This window comes from Nonomuraea helvata, from assembly GCF_039535785.1.
GTDB classification, from domain to species: domain Bacteria; phylum Actinomycetota; class Actinomycetes; order Streptosporangiales; family Streptosporangiaceae; genus Nonomuraea; species Nonomuraea helvata.
On sequence record NZ_BAAAXV010000008.1, the window covers coordinates 840,657 to 858,329 of the forward strand.

General features: G+C 71.0%; 14 protein-coding genes and 1 pseudogene. 8 read left to right on the top strand and 7 right to left on the bottom strand.

Annotation, left to right across the window (positions count from 1 at the left end; translation table 11 throughout):
* The first annotated feature begins 148 nt into the window (after window positions 1-148).
* Complete coding sequence (locus ABD830_RS31400; protein WP_344995310.1) at window positions 149-2,035, top strand: ABC transporter ATP-binding protein; 1,887 nt, start codon at window positions 149-151, stop codon at window positions 2,033-2,035.
* Here the strand turns inward: ABD830_RS31400 and ABD830_RS31405 are convergent.
* On the bottom strand, window positions 2,007-2,891 hold the full coding sequence (locus ABD830_RS31405) for a sulfotransferase family protein (protein WP_344995313.1): 885 nt from the start codon (window positions 2,889-2,891) through the stop codon (window positions 2,007-2,009). The two genes, ABD830_RS31400 and ABD830_RS31405, sit on opposite strands and share 29 nt — an antisense overlap.
* 82 nt (window positions 2,892-2,973) lie before the next feature.
* Between ABD830_RS31405 and ABD830_RS31410 the strand changes: the two genes are divergently transcribed.
* Together ABD830_RS31410 and ABD830_RS31415 are read left to right on the top strand one after the other, a co-directional pair.
* Complete coding sequence (locus ABD830_RS31410) at window positions 2,974-3,867, top strand: S66 peptidase family protein (RefSeq protein WP_344995315.1); 894 nt, start codon at window positions 2,974-2,976, stop codon at window positions 3,865-3,867.
* Between the two features lie 33 nt (window positions 3,868-3,900).
* Window positions 3,901-4,770, top strand: a complete 870-nt coding sequence (locus ABD830_RS31415; protein WP_344995318.1) for a hypothetical protein — start codon at window positions 3,901-3,903, stop codon at window positions 4,768-4,770.
* Window positions 4,771-4,886: 116 nt separating this feature from the next.
* On the opposite strand, the pseudogene ABD830_RS31420 reads toward ABD830_RS31415, so the two are convergent.
* The 3 genes and pseudogenes from ABD830_RS31420 to ABD830_RS31430 all read right to left on the bottom strand — a co-directional run bounded on the left by ABD830_RS31420 (window position 4,887) and on the right by ABD830_RS31430 (window position 9,654).
* Window positions 4,887-7,221: pseudogene (locus tag ABD830_RS31420) on the bottom strand (ATP-binding cassette domain-containing protein).
* 86 nt (window positions 7,222-7,307) lie between these two features.
* Window positions 7,308-8,471: a pyridoxal phosphate-dependent aminotransferase gene (locus ABD830_RS31425; protein ID WP_344995320.1), complete on the bottom strand. Its 1,164-nt coding sequence runs from the start codon at window positions 8,469-8,471 to the stop codon at window positions 7,308-7,310.
* Between the two features lie 58 nt (window positions 8,472-8,529).
* Window positions 8,530-9,654: a PP2C family protein-serine/threonine phosphatase gene (locus tag ABD830_RS31430; protein WP_344995323.1), complete on the bottom strand. Its 1,125-nt coding sequence runs from the start codon at window positions 9,652-9,654 to the stop codon at window positions 8,530-8,532.
* Window positions 9,655-9,921: 267 nt separating this feature from the next.
* Between ABD830_RS31430 and ABD830_RS31435 the strand changes: the two genes are divergently transcribed.
* On the top strand, window positions 9,922-11,493 hold the full coding sequence (locus ABD830_RS31435; protein WP_344995326.1) for a hypothetical protein: 1,572 nt from the start codon (window positions 9,922-9,924) through the stop codon (window positions 11,491-11,493).
* Between the two features lie 33 nt (window positions 11,494-11,526).
* On the opposite strand, the gene ABD830_RS31440 is transcribed toward ABD830_RS31435, so the two are convergent.
* Window positions 11,527-12,366, bottom strand: a complete 840-nt coding sequence (locus tag ABD830_RS31440; RefSeq protein WP_344995329.1) for a haloalkane dehalogenase — start codon at window positions 12,364-12,366, stop codon at window positions 11,527-11,529.
* A 176-nt stretch (window positions 12,367-12,542) separates the two neighbouring features.
* On the opposite strand from ABD830_RS31440, the gene ABD830_RS31445 reads away from it, so the two are divergent.
* Genes ABD830_RS31445 through ABD830_RS31455 form a run of 3 tightly spaced genes read left to right on the top strand, consistent with a single transcriptional unit; the run spans window position 12,543 to window position 14,225 of the window.
* Window positions 12,543-12,947 carry a winged helix-turn-helix transcriptional regulator gene (locus tag ABD830_RS31445; RefSeq protein WP_344995332.1) on the top strand — a complete coding sequence of 135 codons (405 nt, stop codon included), beginning with the start codon at window positions 12,543-12,545 and terminating at the stop codon, window positions 12,945-12,947.
* 46 nt (window positions 12,948-12,993) lie between these two features.
* Window positions 12,994-13,845, top strand: a complete 852-nt coding sequence (locus ABD830_RS31450) for an NAD-dependent protein deacetylase (protein WP_344995335.1) — start codon at window positions 12,994-12,996, stop codon at window positions 13,843-13,845.
* Window positions 13,846-13,850: 5 nt separating this feature from the next.
* Window positions 13,851-14,225: a YchJ family protein gene (locus ABD830_RS31455; RefSeq protein ID WP_344995338.1), complete on the top strand. Its 375-nt coding sequence runs from the start codon at window positions 13,851-13,853 to the stop codon at window positions 14,223-14,225.
* Between the two features lie 19 nt (window positions 14,226-14,244).
* On the opposite strand, the gene ABD830_RS31460 is transcribed toward ABD830_RS31455, so the two are convergent.
* Window positions 14,245-15,072 (bottom strand): SAM-dependent methyltransferase, encoded by an 828-nt coding sequence (locus ABD830_RS31460; protein WP_344995341.1) that lies wholly within the window; start codon window positions 15,070-15,072, stop codon window positions 14,245-14,247.
* A gap of 309 nt (window positions 15,073-15,381) precedes the next feature.
* On the opposite strand from ABD830_RS31460, the gene ABD830_RS31465 reads away from it, so the two are divergent.
* Window positions 15,382-16,518, top strand: a complete 1,137-nt coding sequence (locus ABD830_RS31465) for a hypothetical protein (RefSeq protein ID WP_344995344.1) — start codon at window positions 15,382-15,384, stop codon at window positions 16,516-16,518.
* 126 nt (window positions 16,519-16,644) lie between these two features.
* Here the strand turns inward: ABD830_RS31465 and ABD830_RS31470 are convergent, their stop codons facing one another.
* Window positions 16,645-17,637, bottom strand: coding sequence for a phosphotransferase (locus ABD830_RS31470; RefSeq protein ID WP_344995347.1), 993 nt, complete (start codon window positions 17,635-17,637; stop codon window positions 16,645-16,647).
* Window positions 17,638-17,673 lie beyond the last annotated feature (36 nt).

Consider the following 17,673-nt stretch of genomic DNA (forward strand, 5'->3'; position numbering starts at 1 on the left):
TGACGGGGTAAGAGGGCCGGAGGGTTTGCCGCCTTTGTGGCGTGGGGTCCGTTGTGTGGGCCAGGGGCGGGTTTCGCGGTGAGCGGACGGGGGAATCGCCAGGCGCGACGGCGGCGCTGAGTCCGGGGGAGGAGGAAGGATCCCCCGAATGACGATGATGGGAGGGGGCTTCGGTCCCCACATGATGGCGTCCCTGCGGCGCGACGGCTCGGTGGCCAAGCAGCGGCTGCGGCCCGGCACGGTCCGCCGCATCATGCGCTACGCCAAGCCGCACCGCACGCACATCGCCGCGTTCCTGCTGCTCGTCGTGGCCGGCGCGGTGATCGTGATCGCCAACCCGCTGCTGATGAAGGCGATCATCGACGACGGCATCCTGGCCAGGCGGCCGGGCGTCGTGGTCGGCCTGGCCGTGACGATCGGCGCTCTGGCCCTGGTGGACGCCGGGCTGACGCTGGTGCAGCGGTGGTTCTCCGCGCGCATCGGCGAGGGCCTGATCTACGACCTGCGCACCGAGGTGTTCGACCACGTGCAGCGCATGCCGGTGGCGTTCTTCATGCGGGCCCAGACCGGCGCGCTGGTCAGCAGGCTCAACACCGACGTGATCGGCGCGCAGCGGGCGCTGACGAGCACCCTGTCGTCCGTGGTCTCCAACGTGGTCAGCCTGGTGCTCGTGCTGGGCGCGATGCTGGCGCTGTCGTGGCAGGTGACGCTGGTGGCGCTGGTGCTGCTGCCGATCTTCATCGTGCCCGCGAAGTTCGTCGGGCGGCGCATGTCGGCGCTGACCCGCGAGCAGATGCAGCTCGACGCCGAGATGAGCTCGGTCACCACCGAGCGGTTCAACGTGGCCGGCGCGATGGTCGCCAAGCTCTACGGCCGCCCGGAGGACGACGCCGAGGTGTTCGGCCACCGGGCCGCCAGGGTGCGCGACGTGGGCGTGACGGTCGGCATGTACGGCACGGTGTTCAGGGTCGCGCTCGGGCTCGTCGCCGCGCTCGCCACGGCCCTCGTGTACGGCATCGGCGGCGTGCTGTCGGTCTCCGGCGTCTTCGAGCTGGGCACGCTGGTGGCCCTGGCCGCGCTCCTGATGCGCCTGTACGGCCCGCTCACGTCCCTGTCCAACGTGCACGTCGACGTGATGACCGCCCTCGTGAGCTTCGACCGGGTCTTCGAGATCCTCGACCTCAAGCCCATGGTGGCGGAGAGGCCCGGCGCGACCGCCGTTCCCGACGGGCCCGTGACCATCGAGTTCGACGACGTGCGCTTCCGCTACCCGGCCGCCGAGGAGGTCTCGCTGGCCTCTCTGGAGTCGGTGGCCAGGCAGGACACCGGCCCGTCGTACCCCGTCCTCAAGGGCATCTCGTTCACCGCCGAGCCGGGGCGGCTCGTCGCCCTGGTCGGCCACTCGGGCGCGGGCAAGACGACCATCACGTCACTGGTGTCCCGCCTGTACGACGTCAACGAGGGCGCGGTCCGGCTCAACGGGCTCGACGTGCGCGACGCCACCCTCGCCTCCCTGCGCGACACCGTCGGAGTGGTCATGCAGGACGCTCATCTCTTCCATGACACGATCGGAGCCAACCTCCGTTATGCCAGGCCGGAGGCGAGCGACGAGGAGATCTGGGAGGCTCTCAGGGCCGCGCAGATCGGCGACCTCATCGAGGGCCTGCCCGACCGGCTCGAGACGGTCGTCGGCGACCGCGGCTACCGGCTGTCCGGAGGCGAGAAGCAGCGCCTCGCCCTGGCCAGACTGCTGCTCAAGGCGCCCCGCGTGGTCGTGCTCGACGAGGCCACCGCCCACCTCGACTCGGAGTCGGAGGCGGCCGTGCAGGTGGCGCTGAAGACCGCGCTGGAGGGCCGCACCTCGCTGGTGATCGCGCACCGGCTCTCCACGATCAGGGAGGCCGACGAGATCCTCGTGATCCACGAGGGCCGCATCGCCGAGCGCGGGCGCCACGAGGAGCTGCTGGCCCGCGGCGGCCTCTACGCCGAGCTCTACCGCACCCAGTTCACCTCTTCAGGTAGCCCAGGCGCTTGAGCTCCTCCCTGGCCACCTTCTCCACGAGCTCCAGGTCGGCTGATCTGAGCTTGGTGCGCCAGGCGCCGACCTTGGGGACGGCGGTGTCGTACAGGACGACCTTGGACACCCGCGTCTCCAGGAACTCCGCCAGCGTGGCCACCGACTGCGCCGGCTTCTCCAGCAGTTCCTCGTAGCGCAGCGTCAGGAGCTGCTCCTCGGGCAGCGTCCTGCGCAGCTCGGCGCTCAGGCGGACGGCGCTGCGCCAGCGCAGCGCGCTCTTGCCCGCCGCCGGCATGCCCTTCCACCGCTCGAGGTGCTCGTCCTTGTTGACGCCGAGGAACGCGTTGGGGAACTCGGTCTGCTCCGACAGCATCGCCGGCTTGAACCAGGCCAGGCACGCCGGATCGGCGAGCATGCCCGCCACCACGTCCCTGCCGTCGCGGATGAGCTGCACGAACCGCGCGTCGGGGAAGGCCTGGAGCAGCACGGGAGCGCTGTAGAGCAGGTCGGGGCTGCCGTCCCCGAACCTGGTGACCTCGCTCGTGGACACGCAGGGGCCGGTCCCGGTGACGCCGCCCGCGTCCCTGCACGGCTCGGCGCACCAGCCGCAGGATCCGGGCAGCACCTGCCACGACTCGGCGAGCGCGTCGCGCATGACGCGTACGGCGCCGGAGGTCTGGCCGATGGACGGCTTGCGGGCGAAGGCGTACACCACGTGCGCCACGCTCGCGCGGCCCATCGTCACGTGGAAGCCGGGGGATCTTTTCAGGGCGCGGGCGAGCAGGTCCGTGCCGGAGTGCGGCGCTCCGACCAGGAAGACCGGCCGGCGGACCTTGATGCCGTTGACCACGAGTATGTGGGGCGGAAGTCGCATACTGGAGCACAAGTGTGACACCGTTTTCCACGTGGATGAGCCAATCGTTTCCACGCGAACGAGCCAATCGAGGAGTTGATCGATGCGACGCGGTGACACCGTCGCGGTCGTCTCGCCGTCGGGCCCGCCCAACGCGGCGCTGCTCACGCGCGGCGTCGAGCACCTGGAGGGCCTCGGGCTGAAGGTCGTGGTCGGCGCGCACGCGCTCGACCGCCAGCGGCTCGACTACCTGGCGGGCGACGACGCCGCCAGGGCCGCCGACCTGCAGACCGCCTGGTGCGACCCCGCCGTCTCCGCGGTGTTCTGCTGCAGGGGCGGGTACGGCGCCGCCCGGCTCCTGGACCTGCTCGACTGGGACGCCATGCGGGCGGCGGGGCCCAAGGTCCTCCTCGGGTCGAGCGACATCACAGCGCTGCACAACGCGTTCGCCGCCGAGCTGGGCGTCTCCACGTTGCACGGGCCGATGCCGGCCTGCGACATCGTGGCCGGCGAGAAGGGGCCCGAGCCGCGTAGCTGGCAGAGCCTGCAGGCGGCGCTGTTCGGCGCGCAGGAGCCGGTCCGGGGCGAGCGGGCGCTGGTCCAGGGGCGGGCCGAGGGCGTGCTGGCCGGGGGGAACCTGTCGCTGCTGGCCTCGATGTGCGGCACGCGGTGGCAGCCGTCGTTCGCGGGCAAGCTCGCGTTCCTGGAGGACATCGGGGAGGAGCCGTACCGGATCGACCGGATGCTCACCCAGCTCCTGCAGTCGGGGGCGCTCGACGGGGTGCGCGGGATCGCGCTCGGCTCGTGGGTCGACTGCGGCGACCCGTACCCGGTGCTCGAGGACCGGCTCTGCGGGCTCGGAGTCCCCGTCCTCGCGGGACTTCCGGTGGGGCACGGGTCACCGCAGATGAGCGTGTGGCTGGGGAGACTTGGGGTTATCGATACCGAATCGTGCTCCCTAGCTGCCATTGTCGGTGATGGGGAGCAGGCAAGGTAGAAGGGACGAATCCGACAGAAAGGGACATGGCGCGTGAGCTTGTTCAGGCGACACCGAGAGCCCTCACGCCGGCCGGTCGAGGACGTCGATCTCGACTCGCTGCTCGCGCTCGTCGCCGAGTCCCTCGGGTTCTCCTTCGAGTTCGCCCCTGACGGCGGCTCCGTGACGCTCCGTGGCGGTATGGAGCTGGTGGTCAGGCTCACGGGGCTGCGCCGTGAGGCCGGGCGCCGGGCCAGGGAGGACTGGCCCACGCTGGTCTCCGAGCACCTGTCGCACGCCGTGGCCACGGCGGGGGAGCGGCTGGACGTCTGCGACCTCGAGCAGGCCGGGTCGCTGATCCGGACCCGCGTGGAGGCCGTGGACGAGGTGGCCGACCTGACCCGCGTGGTGGGCCGCCACCTCAACGCCGACCTGGTGGAGCTGCTCTTCGTGGGCTCGCGCGCCGTACGGCCCGAGCAGGCCGGGTGCTGGCCCGTGCCCACCGCGCAGGCGCTCGAGCTGGCCGTCGCGAACGTCCGCCGCGAGGAGCGGCTGGAGGTCGAGTCCATCGAGCTGTCGGGCACGCCGGTGACCCGGCTGACCGCCATGACGCCGTCGGCCGCCACCCATCTGCGGTGGCTGGGCGAGTACCTGCCGGTCCCCTCCGACGGGGTGCTCGTGGTGCTGCCCGACCCGTACACGCTCCTCGTGCACCCGGTGGACGGGATCGGGGTGGTACGGGCGATCGAGCGGTTGCGGGTGCACGCGGCACGCACGGACGGGCTCAGCTCCCAGGTGTACTGGTGGCACGGGCAGCGGCTGACGCACATCAGGGCCGACATCGTCGCGCAGGACGGCCAGACCCGGCTCGTGGTGGCGCCTCCGCCGGAGTTCGCCCGCGTCCTGGCCCGCCTGGCCGTCTGAGACCGCCCGCCGTTCCTGGGCGGCCGCGCCCTCGTGGTGAGCGGAACCGGCCGGTGGAACGGCGGGGTGCGGTTCCGGTCTCGCACGAGGAGCCCCGCGCGCGAGACCGGACGGTGTCAGGACTTGGCCACGTAGTCGCGCAGGTGGATCGCCGTGAGCGAGGTGCCGGTGGCGACCAGCTCGCCGGGGGTGCCGGAGAAGACCACCTGGCCGCCGTCGTGACCGGCTCCCGGGCCCAGGTCGATGATCCAGTCGGCGTGGGCCATGACGGCCTGGTGGTGCTCGATCACGATGACCGTGTTGCCGTCGTCCACCAGGCGGTCGAGCAGCGCCAGGAGCTGGTCCACATCCGCCAGGTGCAGGCCCGTGGTGGGCTCGTCCAGCACGTACGTGGTGCCGTTCTTGGCCATGTGGATGGCGAGCTTGAGCCGCTGCCGCTCGCCGCCCGACAGCGTGGTGAGCGGCTGGCCCAGGCCCAGGTAGCCGAGGCCGACCGCGACCATGCGGTCGAGGATCGTGCGGGCCTGCCGTTCGGTGAAGAAGTCGCGGGCCTCGGCCACCGGCATGGCGAGCACCTCGCTGATGTTCTTGCCGCGCAGCGTGTACGTCAGCACCTTCGGCGTGAACCGCTTGCCCTCGCACTCCTCGCACACCGACGCCACGCCGGCCATCATCGCCAGGTCCGTGTAGATCAGGCCGATGCCCTTGCAGGCCGGGCAGGCGCCCTCGGAGTTGGCGCTGAACAGGCCCGGCTTGACCCCGTTGGCCTTGGCGAACGCCGCGCGGACCGGGTCGAGCAGCCCGGTGTAGGTGGCCGGGTTGCTCCTGCGCGAGCCGCGGATCGGCGACTGGTCGGCCATGACCACGCCCTCGCGGCCCGCGACGTAGCCGTGGATCAGCGAGCTCTTGCCCGACCCGGCCACGCCGGTGACCACGGTGAGCACGCCGAGCGGGATGTCCACGCTCACGTCGCGCAGGTTGTGCAGGGTGGCGCCCTCGATCGACAGGTGCCCGGCCGGCTCGCGGAAGCGGTCCCGCAGGCTCACCCGGTGGTCGAGATAGCGGCCGGTGAGCGTGCCGGAGGCGCGCAGCCCGTCGAGGTCGCCCGCGTAGCAGATGCTCCCGCCGGCCGTGCCCGCACCCGGGCCCAGGTCGACCACGTGGTCGGCGATCTCGATCAGCTCCGGCTTGTGCTCGACCACGAGCACCGTGTTGCCCTTGTCGCGGAGCTGGAGCAGCAGGGTGTTCATCCGCTGGATGTCGTGTGGGTGCAGCCCGGCCGTCGGCTCGTCGAAGACGTAGGTGACGTCGGTGAGGCTGGAGTTGAGATGCCGCACCATCTTCACCCGCTGCGCCTCGCCGCCCGACAGCGTGCCGGACTCACGGTCCAGGCTCAGGTAGCCGAGACCGATCTCCACCAGCGAGTCCAGCGTCGAGTGCAGCCCGTCCAGCACCGGGCCGACCGCGGCGTTGCCGATGCCGCGGATGAAGCCGGACAGGTCGTTGATCTGCATGGCCGCGCACTCGGCGATGTTCAGCCCGTCGATCCTGGCCGAGCGGGCGGCCTCGTTGACCCGGGAGCCGCCGCAGGAGGGGCAGACGGTCAGCTTGATCGCCCGCTCGGCGAACGCCCGCGCCCCCCGGCTGCATCGACTCCAGGTCCTTGCCGAGGTAGGTCCGCCTGACCTTGCTGGCCAGCCCCTCGTAGGTGAAGTTGTTGGTGCCGTACTTGAGCTTGACGGGCGGCTTGTGAAGGAAGTCCTCCCACTGCTCGGGGGTGAAGTCCTTCAGCTTGACAGCGGGGTCGTACAGGCCGGAGTTGGCCAGGACCTGCCACTGCCAGCTGTCCACCGGGAAGCCGGGGACCTTGATCGCCCCTTCGTTCAGCGACAGCTCCCTGTCGACCAGCGCGTCCACGTCGATCTCCGACGCCTTGCCCAGCCCCTCGCACTGCGGGCACATGCCCTCGGCCCGGTTGAAGCTGAAGGCGTAGGCGGGGCCGACGTAGGGCTCGCCGATCCGGCTGAACAGGAGCCGTAGCATGGTGTGCGCGTCGGTGGCGGTGCCCACCGTCGAGCGGGGGTTGGCGCCCATCCGCTCCTGGTCGACGATGATCGCCGCGCTGAGGTTGTGCAGCGCGTCCACGTCGGGGCGGGCCAGGCTCGGCATGAACGACTGGATGAACGCGGTGTACGTCTCGTCGATCAGCCGCCGCGACTCCGCGGCGATCGTGTCGAAGACGAGCGAGGACTTGCCGGAGCCGGACACGCCGGTGAAGACGCTGAGGCGGCGCTTGGGGAGGTCGAGTGAGACGCCCTTGAGGTTGTTCTCCCTGGCGCCGCGGACCTGGATGAGGTCGTGGCTGTCGGCGGCGCTGTGATCACGGTGCTGAGCGGTGCTGGACTGGCGGCTGGAGACGGCCACGGAACCCTTCCATCGTCTGATGTTCATGCCGTACGGGGGAAAGCCGGGACAGCCTACAGCGCGTCTCGGACATTCCATGGGTTCCGTACATTGTACCGTACGCTATACGACTCCTAGGCCGACAGCGGGTTGACGTGCCGGTGGTGCAGCCCGATCACGGGGACCTCGTGGAGGCTGCCCGAGTACAGGAACTGCGTCATGCCGATGAGCAGCCGCCGCACGTCGTCCTGCGGCCGCACGACCAGGCGGATGAACCGGCTCGTCGTGCCCAGCTTGTTGCCGCACTCGCGGACGTACACGCCGTGCTCGCTGAGCAGATGGTCGCGGAGCGGCACCCCGTCGTACCCGGGCGGCAGCCTGATCAGCAGGAAGTTGCCCTGCGAGGCGAACACCGACAGCCCCGGCATGGTGCTGAGCTGCTTGAACATCGCCCGCCTGTCGTGGCTCACCCGCTTGAGGCTGTCCTGGTACTCGGGCATGAACTGCCGCATCATGAACACCACGACCTCGGCGAACGAGTTCAGGTTCCACTTGGGCAGCGCGTCGCGCACGCGGGCGGCCAGCGCCGGGTTCGCGACCATGTAGCCGCAGCGGATGCCGTGCAGGCCGAAGTTCTTGCCCAGGCTGCGCAGCACGATCACGTTCGGCCGGACCGCCGCCTCCGCCGCCAGCCCCGGGTACGGCTCGGCGTCCACGAAGTCGCCGAACGACTCGTCCACGATCACCAGATCCAGGTCGATCAGCTCGTCGAGCAGGCGCAGGACCTCGTGCCTGGGCAGGTAGCCCCCGTCGGGGTTGTTGGGGTTGCAGATCACCGCCACCCGGGAGCCGCGCATGCGGATGAACGACACGTAGTCGCTCACGTCCAGCGTGAAGTTGCGGCTCTCCATCAACGGGTACATGTCCACCCGCTTGCCCGTCTCCAGCGGCTGGTCGGTCCACCGGCCGAAGGTGGGGATGGGCACCGCGAGGCTCTCGCGCACCAGCAGATGGTCGATCCAGGTGATCAGCTCGGTCGATCCGTTGCCCATGGCGACCGTCTTGGGGTGGAGCCCCAGCGTGGCGCAGAGCTCCTCGGTGATCGTGCCCGCGTCGCTCGGATAGAACTTGAGGATCGTCTCCAGGTTCCTCCCAAGATGATCGAAGATCTCCGGGGTCGGGAAGTACGGGTTGCACGGAACGCAGAAGTCGACCGGCGCGCGCTCTCCCGACGAGGCGCGCATCAGTGAAAAGAACGACGGGCTGTGGGCCTGTGCCCGCAAGAGGCTGAGCTCCACGACACCTCCATGGAACATGTCCGGATGTGTGTAGGTACGCGTCGTCGGAGTGGCCGGTTCATGATGGTGTACGGGCGCCCCGCGGCCGGTCGTCGCGCGCCCGCCGCCTGCGCAGGGTGACGATCGCGATGTCGTCGCGCGGGTCCGTCCTGGTGAAGGCGCGCACGTCGGCGCCCAGCACATGGGCGAGGCTGTCGGGCGGGTCGGGCGCCCACGCGCGCAGGCGTTCGGCCAGCGGGTAGAAGGCGCCTCCTGGGTCGCGGGCCTCGGTGACGCCGTCGGTGCACAGCACCAGCGTCGCGCCCGGCGGGAACGCGAACCGCGCGCTCGTCCGCGGCTCGGTGGTCAGCGCCGCCACGCCGAGCGGCACGGACGGCTCCCCTAGGCACACCTGCCGCGCGACGCCGTAGTGGATCATGTACGGGACGATGTGCCCGCAGTTGACCGCTTCGACGCCCAGTCCCGGGCCGATGTCGAGCACGAGGGCGGTGACCAGGCGCTCCGGCTCCCCGGTGGTGGCGGCGAACGTGTTCTGCCTGACCACGGCCTTCTCCAGCGCCTCCACGACGCCGTTCAGGGTGTCCTCGCGGTACGCGGCCTCCCTGAACGACCCCAGCACCGCCAGCGCGGTCCCGATCGCGGGCAGTCCCTTGCCCTGCACGTCGGCGATGAGCACGCGGGTGCCGTGCTGGGAGACGGCCACCTCGTACATGTCGCCGCCCACCATCGGCTCCTCCTCCACCGGCTGGTAGAGGCCGTCGACGACCACGTCGGCGGTGCGCAGCGGCAGCGGGCGCACGATCAGCCGCTGCAGGGCGGACGCCGCCGATCGCAGCCGGCGCACCTCCTCCTCGCGCCGCACGCGGTAGCGGCAGCCGAGCACGGCCAGCGCCCCGAACAGGGTGGTGAACCCGCCCGCCAGCAGTTTGTCGTCCAGCTCGCCGCCCAGGTAACTGGTGAGCCCGGCCACCACCAGGATCACCCACAGCGACGCCAGGACCGTCTGCCGCACCGTGCCGAGCCCGGCGACGATCGCGGGCAGGAAGATCAGCAGCGGGAACAGCCGCACCGCCGTGCCCGTGAGGATGTCCAGCGCGGTCACCGTCGTGGTGAAGACGACGAGCCCGGCGACGAAGACGGGCGTCGAGAGATAAGGCCCTTCGCGTCTCCCGCCTTCGATCACGAGTCCTTCATCCCCCTTCGGCGAAAAGCGTAACGGCCCGTTTTTCCGGGTGGCCGGGAGAAATTGCGAAATGTGCCGGGCCGATCGCGTCTCTATGGCTCTGTACTGGGACGATAGCGGATGAATGCGGACAGTGAACTACATTGTCCCGCTCTTTTGTTTACCATCCTCAATATTATTGACAAGCAAAAATTGTCTTGTAAGCATTTGAAGTCGAAGTGGGCTGGATGCCAAATCCATTGTCCGCGCCTCGGGGGAGGGCCGCTGATGGACCTGATCGTCGTACCGCCGCTCACCGACTTCACCACCGCGGTCCTGCCGCCCTCCGGGGTCGAGGTGCTCGACCTCAACGAACGGGTCGTCGAACGCCTCGCCGACCCGTCCCGGCTCAAGGCCGCCGCGGAGCGGCTCGACGGCGGGCCGCTGGCCGCGCTGCTCGAGCGGGCGGCGGCGGCCGTCCTGGAGCGCAAGGCGTTCGACGACGCCCACCTGAGAGCGGTGGGCACGGCGCTGCGGCTGGCCGCCGACCCCGCCGTGCGGCTCAGCATCGACGACCTGGAGCTGGCCGAGGGGAGCACGCAGAGCAGCGGGGACGTGCTCGGGGCGGCCGGGCGGTGCGAGCTGTTCCGCCCCGAGACGGAGCTGGCCGTGGAGGTGGCCAGGGGGCGGCGGGCGCACGTCGTGGTGGACGATGGCCGCCAGCTTCCCGAGGCGTTCGCGCTGGTGGGCGCCCTGGGAGCGGGTCGGGTGACGTTGTGCGGGCGGCTGGTGGCCGAGCAGGGCGCGGCGCTGCGGCGCGTGCCCGCGCTGGCCGGCGTCGAGCTGCTGGCGTGGTCGCCTGAGCGGGTCATCCGCCCCCTGTGGTACGACACCGCGCCTTTCGAGCGGGTGCGCCCGGGGCAGTGCTGGGATGTCGCGCCCGCTCGGTGGGCGCGCCCGTGTGATGGCCCGGATGTCGCGCCCGCCGGGAGGGCGTCCCTGTGCGACGCCCCGGACACCCAGCCGGGGAAGCGTGTGCGCTGGGTGACCGGGGCGTGCCCCCCTCCCGCGAGCGGACCGTGGGCCGGGTGGCTGGACGCGGTGGGGGTGGCCGCGTACCCCGAGGAGGTGCTGGCCCGCTGCCGCGGCCTGACGATCGTCGTGACGCGGATCGACTTCCTGGCCGCCGTGACCGGGCTGAACGGCGTGACCGTCGACCTGCGGCGACTGCTGGCCGGGATCCCGCCAGGCGTGCCGGTGACGTGCGAGCTGGTGCTCGGGGCGCCGGGCATGGAGGCGGGCGTCGTGGGAGAGTCCGTGGAGCTGCTGGCGGCGGGCGCGGGCGGGGTCCGGCTCGCCGGGCTGCGGCCGTACCGGATGGCGATCCGCACGGAGTGGGCGGGGCAGAGCGTGCGCTTCCCGCCGCACGCCGGGGACGACCTGGCCAGGTGGATCGACTTCGACGCGCCGGACACCATGCGGGCGTACGAGGTCGCTGCCATGATCAGGAGCTGGCTGGGCCGGCTCCCCGGGCTGCCGGCCGGCCGGCTGGCCGCCTGCTCCGTCGCCGGCCGGGAGCCCGCGCCCGGGCAGGATCGCGGAGGGGACGGGCCGGCTCCCGCGTGGGATCCGTGTGCGGAGGTGGTCCAGGGTGGGGCCGGGCCCGACGGGGACGGGCCGGGGACGTTCGCGGTCAGCCTGCGCTCGGGGCGGTCGTTGCGGCTCCGCCCGTACCAGGTCGCGCCCGTCTCCCGGCTGGCGGCCGACGACCCGCACGCCCTCGACGCCCTCACCGAACGCGCCCGCACGGAGCTGACCGCCGGGCTGGCCCAGGCGGGGGTGCTGAGAGGCCGCGGGTGAGCGGCGCGCGGCTCGTCGCGGCCGCACGCCGCCTCAGCGCAGCCCGTGCCTGCCCATCCAGCCGGTGAGGGCCGCGGCGATCGCCTGAGGCTGCTCCGCCGGAGTGGTGTGACCGGCGACGCCGTGCTTCTCGATCTCGAGAGCGGCCATGTTGCCGGCGCACCACTCGACCATCTCGGGGCCCATCATGGCGCCGTGGCCGGGCTCGAACGCGATCAACAGCTTGGGCACGTCGGTGCTGGCCGCCAGCCAGGTGTCGTACGCCTCGACGATGGCCACGACGTCGGCCGGCTCGCCGCCGAGCGGCATCGATCGCGCCCATCGCAGGATCGGCAGCCGGCTCTCCCGGGTGGGGAACGACGTGCGGTAGACGGCGAGATCCTCCTCGGGGAGGCCGCTGCCTTCGATGAACAGGTTGTCGTCCAGGAGCATGGCCTCGCCGGCACCCTCCGTCTTGATCGCCTTGAAGAGCTCCCGCCCGGCTTCGGGGAACTCCTCCCAGGCCATCGGCTTCACGATCGTCTCGGTGAACGCGATGCCGCGTACCCGCCCGGGGTGGCGGGCGGCCCAGTCGAAGGCGAGCGCGCCGCCCCAGTCGTGTCCGATGAGGACGACGTCATCGAGCTCCAGGGCGTCGAACCACGCATCCAGATAGCGGGCGTGATCGCCGAATGTGTAGTCGATGTCGGGCTTGCCGGAGTCCCCCATTCCGATCAGGTCGGGTGCGAGGCGTCGGCCGGGGTCGCCGACGGCGGGCATGATGTGACGCCACAAATAGGACGAGTGCGGATTTCCGTGCAGGAAGACCATCGGTGTCCCTGTCCCGAGCTCCCGGTAGAACATCGTCGAGTCGAGAATGTGCGCGGTGGGCATGGCAGACCTTTCCGTTATGACAAATCACTCGAGCGTGATCCAGCGGAAACCCGCGACCTGGCAGAGCGCGGCGCGGCTTCCGGAGGCCGACAGTTTCGAATCGGCGACCCGGCGAAGCTAGCATCGTTTGTATAGTAGGTACCTAGAGGAAAGTAACTATGTCAGAGGGGGTCCGCATGAGCGGCGACGCGACCCGGACGGCAACGGCGTCGGCTGAGCCCGAGCAGGCGTGCCCGATCGCTCCGGTCGTCGACATCGTCTTCAGCCGCTGGACCACCCCGATCCTCTGGACCCTCAACGAGTACGGCCTGCAGCGTTTCGTGGAGCTGCAGCGGCGCATCGCCACGATCACGCCCAAGGTGCTGACCCAGCGGCTGCGGCAGTTGGAGCGTGACGGTCTCGTGGTGCGCACCTACCACCCCGAGGTGCCGCCGCGGGTGGAGTACGAGATCAGCGATCTGGGACGCAGCCTGGCCCCTCTTTTCGCCACCCTGGCCGACTGGGCCGGCGCCAACATGGGCAAGGTCGAGGAGGCCCGGGCGGAGTACGACGCAGACGATCGCCGCCCCCGCCCGGCGTGATCACGCACGGCCTCTCAATTCCGTACAAACCTCTGGATCGGGCACGATGGGATCTGTGACAGTGACACGACTGGCCGAGCTGGTCGCCGGGGGAGGGGTGGTCGTGCTCAGCGGGGCAGGCCTGTCCACCGAGTCCGGCATTCCCGACTACCGGGGGCCGACCGGCCGGGCCCGGCGCGCGGAGCCGATGACGTACCAGCGCTTCGTCGGCAGCGCGGAGGCCCGGCAGCGCTACTGGGCGCGCAGCCACGTCGGCTGGCGGCAGATCGGCGAGGCCCGGCCCAACGCCGGTCACCGGGCCGTGGCCGAGCTGGAGCGGCGCGGGCTGCTCACCGGCATCGTCACCCAGAACGTCGACGGCCTGCACCAGGCGGCCGGAGCCAGGCGGGTGATCGAGCTGCACGGCGGGCTCGACCGGGTCGTCTGCCTGTCCTGCCGGGAGCGCACACCCCGCGCCGAGCTGGAGCGGCGGCTGCGCGCGGCCAACCCAGGCTGGGAGGCCAGCGGGCAGATCAACCCCGACGGCGACGCCGTGCTCACCGACGAGCAGGTCGCCGGGTTCGAGGTGGTCGACTGCGCGGCGTGCGGCGGGCTGCTCAAACCCGACGTGGTCTTCTTCGGCGAGAACGTCCCCCGGCCCCGTGTGGACGAGTGCTTCGCGGTGGTGGCGGGGGCGCGGACGCTGCTGGTGCTGGGGTCGTCGTTGACGGTCAGGTCGGGGCTGCGGTTCGTCACCAAGGCCGCCGTGCTCGGCATCCCGATCGCCATCGTCAACCAGGGTCCGACCGGCGGCGACGCGGACGCCTCCCTCACTCTGGACGCCCCGCTCGGCCCGACGCTGACCGACCTCACGGCGCGGCTGCCCGGCCGGCCCGCGGCACATGAGGCGGCACAATAGGGCGCATGTCTCGTACATGTCCGTGCGGCCTGCCCGCCCCCTACCAGGACTGCTGCGGCAAGCTCCACCGGGGCGCGGCGGCCGCCGCCACCGCCGAGCAGCTCATGCGGTCGAGGTTCAGCGCGTTCGGGGTGGGCGACGCGGCCTACCTGCTGCGGACCTGGCACCCGGCCGCGCGGCCCGCCTCGCTCGACCTCGACAGGAAGGTCCGGTGGGTACGCCTGGAGGTGCTGGAGACGACCGGCGGCAGCGTCGTGCACACCGAGGGCACGGTCCGCTTCCGCGCCCACTACGCCGAGCGCGGGCGTCCGGGCGTGCTGGAGGAGAACAGCCGTTTCGTCCGTCTCGAGGGCCGCTGGGTGTACGCGGGCGTGGTGTGACCCCTGCGCTCGTCCGCGCTCACGGCTTGCGGGCGACGGCTCCGACCAGCGTGTGACGGGAGAGGCCGGGCCTGGCGTGGTCGCCGGGGTCCGGCCGCCATTCCGGCACCGGCACGAGGCCGGGCTCCAGCAGCTCCAGGCCGTCGAAGCAGGTCAGGATCTCCTCGCGCGTACGCCAGCGGCCCGTCCCGAGGCTCTCCTTGAAGAGCTTCTCGGCCGTGTACGCCTGACGGGACGCCTCCGGATGATCCACGGGATTGTGAAAGTGGGAGACGGCCACGTGGCTGCCGGACGGGAGGCGTTTCACCAGCCGGGCCACGATCCCGGCCGGGTCCTCATGGTCGGGCAGGTGGTGCAGGATGTCGAGCATCAGCAGCCCGACCGGCTCACCGAGGTCGATGAGGCGCCTGGTCTCCGGATCGTCGACGATCGCGTCCGGGTCCCTGGCGTCGCCCTCGACGATCGTGATGCGGCCGTCCACGGCCAGCAGCGCGCGGCCGTGGACCAGGACGATGGGGTCGTGGTCGACGTACACGACCCTCGAGCCTGGGGCGGCGGACCGGGCGACCTCGTGGACGTTGTCCCGTGCGGGCAGACCGGCGCCGATGTCCAGGAACTGCCGGACGCCCGCCTCCGCGGCCATGAACCTGACCACCCGGGCGAGGAACTCCCTGTTCGCCCACGCCGCCTCCCGGGCGTCCGGCATGATCTCGAGCACGCGCTGCGCCAGCCGGCGGTCCGCCTCGTAGTTGTCCTTGCCGCCGAGCATGAAGTCGTAGAGGCGGGAGGTGGTGGGTCTGGAGGTGTCTACTCCACGGGACGCACGCTTCTGCTGGCGGTCGGCCATGGGCGGCTCCTTCGGGTACGCACTGTGCCGCTGAGGTGGCTGACAGCGATCTTACTGATGAGCTGATCAGATTTCCGCATTAGTCGTAAATTTCGGTCAGGATTCTGCGTCAATAGCGGTCCTGCGGGAAGACCCTGCGAGCCGGGCCGGACACCAAGAGAAGGACAAGATCCATTCCGGTTGGCGTCTGGGAGGGGGTGTCGCCCTCCCCTCACCGTGAGCCCGGGCGCTACTCGTGTGCCTATGCAAATATTGCGTTCACGGCACACGACGGCAGCGGCTACCGCTTTGCCGTTCATGCTCATGTCCGTGGCACTGGCGACGCCCGCCGCTGCCGCGCCCACCGAGCCACCCCCGGAGGCGACCGCCTTCACGCAGGTGTACGAACTCGGCTTCGTGCAGACGCAGACGATCACCGGCGTTCGCCCCGCCGGCGTCCGTTCCTGGACGCAGGTCAGCCCCTGTCCGAGTCGCGACTCCCTTCTGCTGAACGGGTTCGCGCTCATGAAGGTCGAGGGGTGCGGCGACGCTCTCGGCCAGGCGGCCGGCGCCTACACCGGGTACGCCACCGACTCCGACTACACGATGGGGAACGCGTGCGGGGCCGAGGTCCTGTGCGCCGCCCCGGCCGCTCCCGCAACCCCGGCGATCGTGACCGCCCCGGCTGACGAGTCCGCCACCGGGTGCGGCCTCTCCAGCACGTCCGCCCAGGCCGCTCCGGCAGCCCCGGTGGCTCCGGCCGCCCCCTGCGCCCCGTGCGCCCCGTGCGCCGGTACCGACCAGGGGCTCGTCACCCAGACGAGCAGCATCGCGGTCAAGCCCGCGGCACCCGCGGTGCAGCCGCGCCCGGCCAAGCCGGTGGTCGCGACGAACGTGACGGTCAAGCCGGCCGCCCCGGCGAAGCCCGCCGTGCCGGTCAAGCCGGCCGCCCCGGTCAAGCCGGCCGCTCCGATCAAGCCGGCCGCTCCGGTGAAGCCCGCCGCTCCGGTGAAGCCGGCCGCTCCGGTCAAGCCCGTGGTGAAGCCGGCCGCGTCCACCGACGCCTGCGCGCCGGTCACTCCCGGCGAGAGCAAGTCGTCGGTCGTGCCGGCCAAGCCTGCCATCCCGGCCAAGCCCGCCGTCCCGGCGAAGCCGGCCGTCCCGGCGAAGCCCGCTGTGCCGGCCAAGCCTGCCGTGCAGGTCCACCCCGTCGCGGCGGTCAAGCCGGTCGCTCCGGCCAAGCCGCTCGTGCTGACCAGGCCCTCCACGTCGAGCCACTCGCCGGTCGTGCCGGCGCGGCCCAGCACGGTGAAGACCAGGCCCACCGCGGTGAAGGTGGAGAACGTCAAGCACGAGAAGCCGACGCTCACGCACGCGTGGCACCGCCCCGCGTGCGCGGCTCAGACCCACCCCATGTCCGCGGCCTCGCCGCAGATCCGGCGGGCACACCCGCGCCCCTGCTCCTGAGCACGGACGGCGGATGAGAGAACCTTGAACGGCCGGGGCCTCGTGCCCCGGCCGTTCGCTGTTGAGACACCTGCGACGGTGCAGGCCTGCCGCTCGCGATCATCACTCCTGCCCAGCGTTCCCCGTTTACGCCTTGAGCCACGTGGCCCAGGTCGGCATGGCCTCAAGCATCATGGCCATCGCCTTCACCGACTCCCTGAGTGTCTGAGCGAAGCCGGCCTGGTACTCCGGACTCCCGCCCCGGTGGCCGCAGGCCATCCACAGCTGCCAAGCCGCCACTCCCACGCGTCCGGCGAGCATACCGGTGAACGCCGACTCATCGACCGCCCCGACTGCCCCTCCCGCAGCGACATACCCGGTGAGGCACGCGTCGACGATACGGCGCTCGGGCACTTCCAACCCTCGGTCGAAGCCGGCGAAACCGAAAGCGGTGAAGACCAGCTCCCACCACGGGTCCTGCGCCCCAGCGGCATCGAAGTCCAGCAGCACCGGTCCACCGGAGCCGGTCAGAATGTTCTGGTGCCGGATGTCGCGATGCATGACCAACTTGGATCGCCACAACTCCTGCTGATCTTCGACCATGGCCTCGGTCCGCTCCACCGACAGCTTGAAGACGCGGACATGCTCGGCACTGAGGACCTCGAGGCGTTCGGCCTGAGCGAACCACTCCTCCCACTCTCCCTGGGAGTGCGACCGGTAGTCGCCATCGACGGTCGGGTCGGCTGGGATCGCGCACCGTGCAAGGTCAGCGACGAGCCCGCCGGCCCATGCCGCCAACGGTGCGGACGCCGGCGCGGCCGGATGCGTGCCCTCGACGAAGCGCATCGCACGGGCGTAGACACCGTCCCCGATCGGTCGCCACAGACCCGCTTCTTCCAGAGCCGTCGATTGCGGCTCGGGCATCGCGACACCGAACTCCCACGCGGCGGCTTCAAGCGCCCCTGCCTGGGCGGCCATGGGCAGCCAGAAGTCACCCCAGGGCCGGACGATCTTCACCACCCATGAGCCGGAGTCAGTTACGGCCTTCCACACCGGGTTCTGCTCGTCATTCTTGAGCAGCAGCGGGGCATCCAGCAACTGCCCCAACTCGAGCCGCTCGACCGCTTGTGCCAGGTTCATGACCAGTCACTCAACCCGTCCGCCACCCCAGCGGCA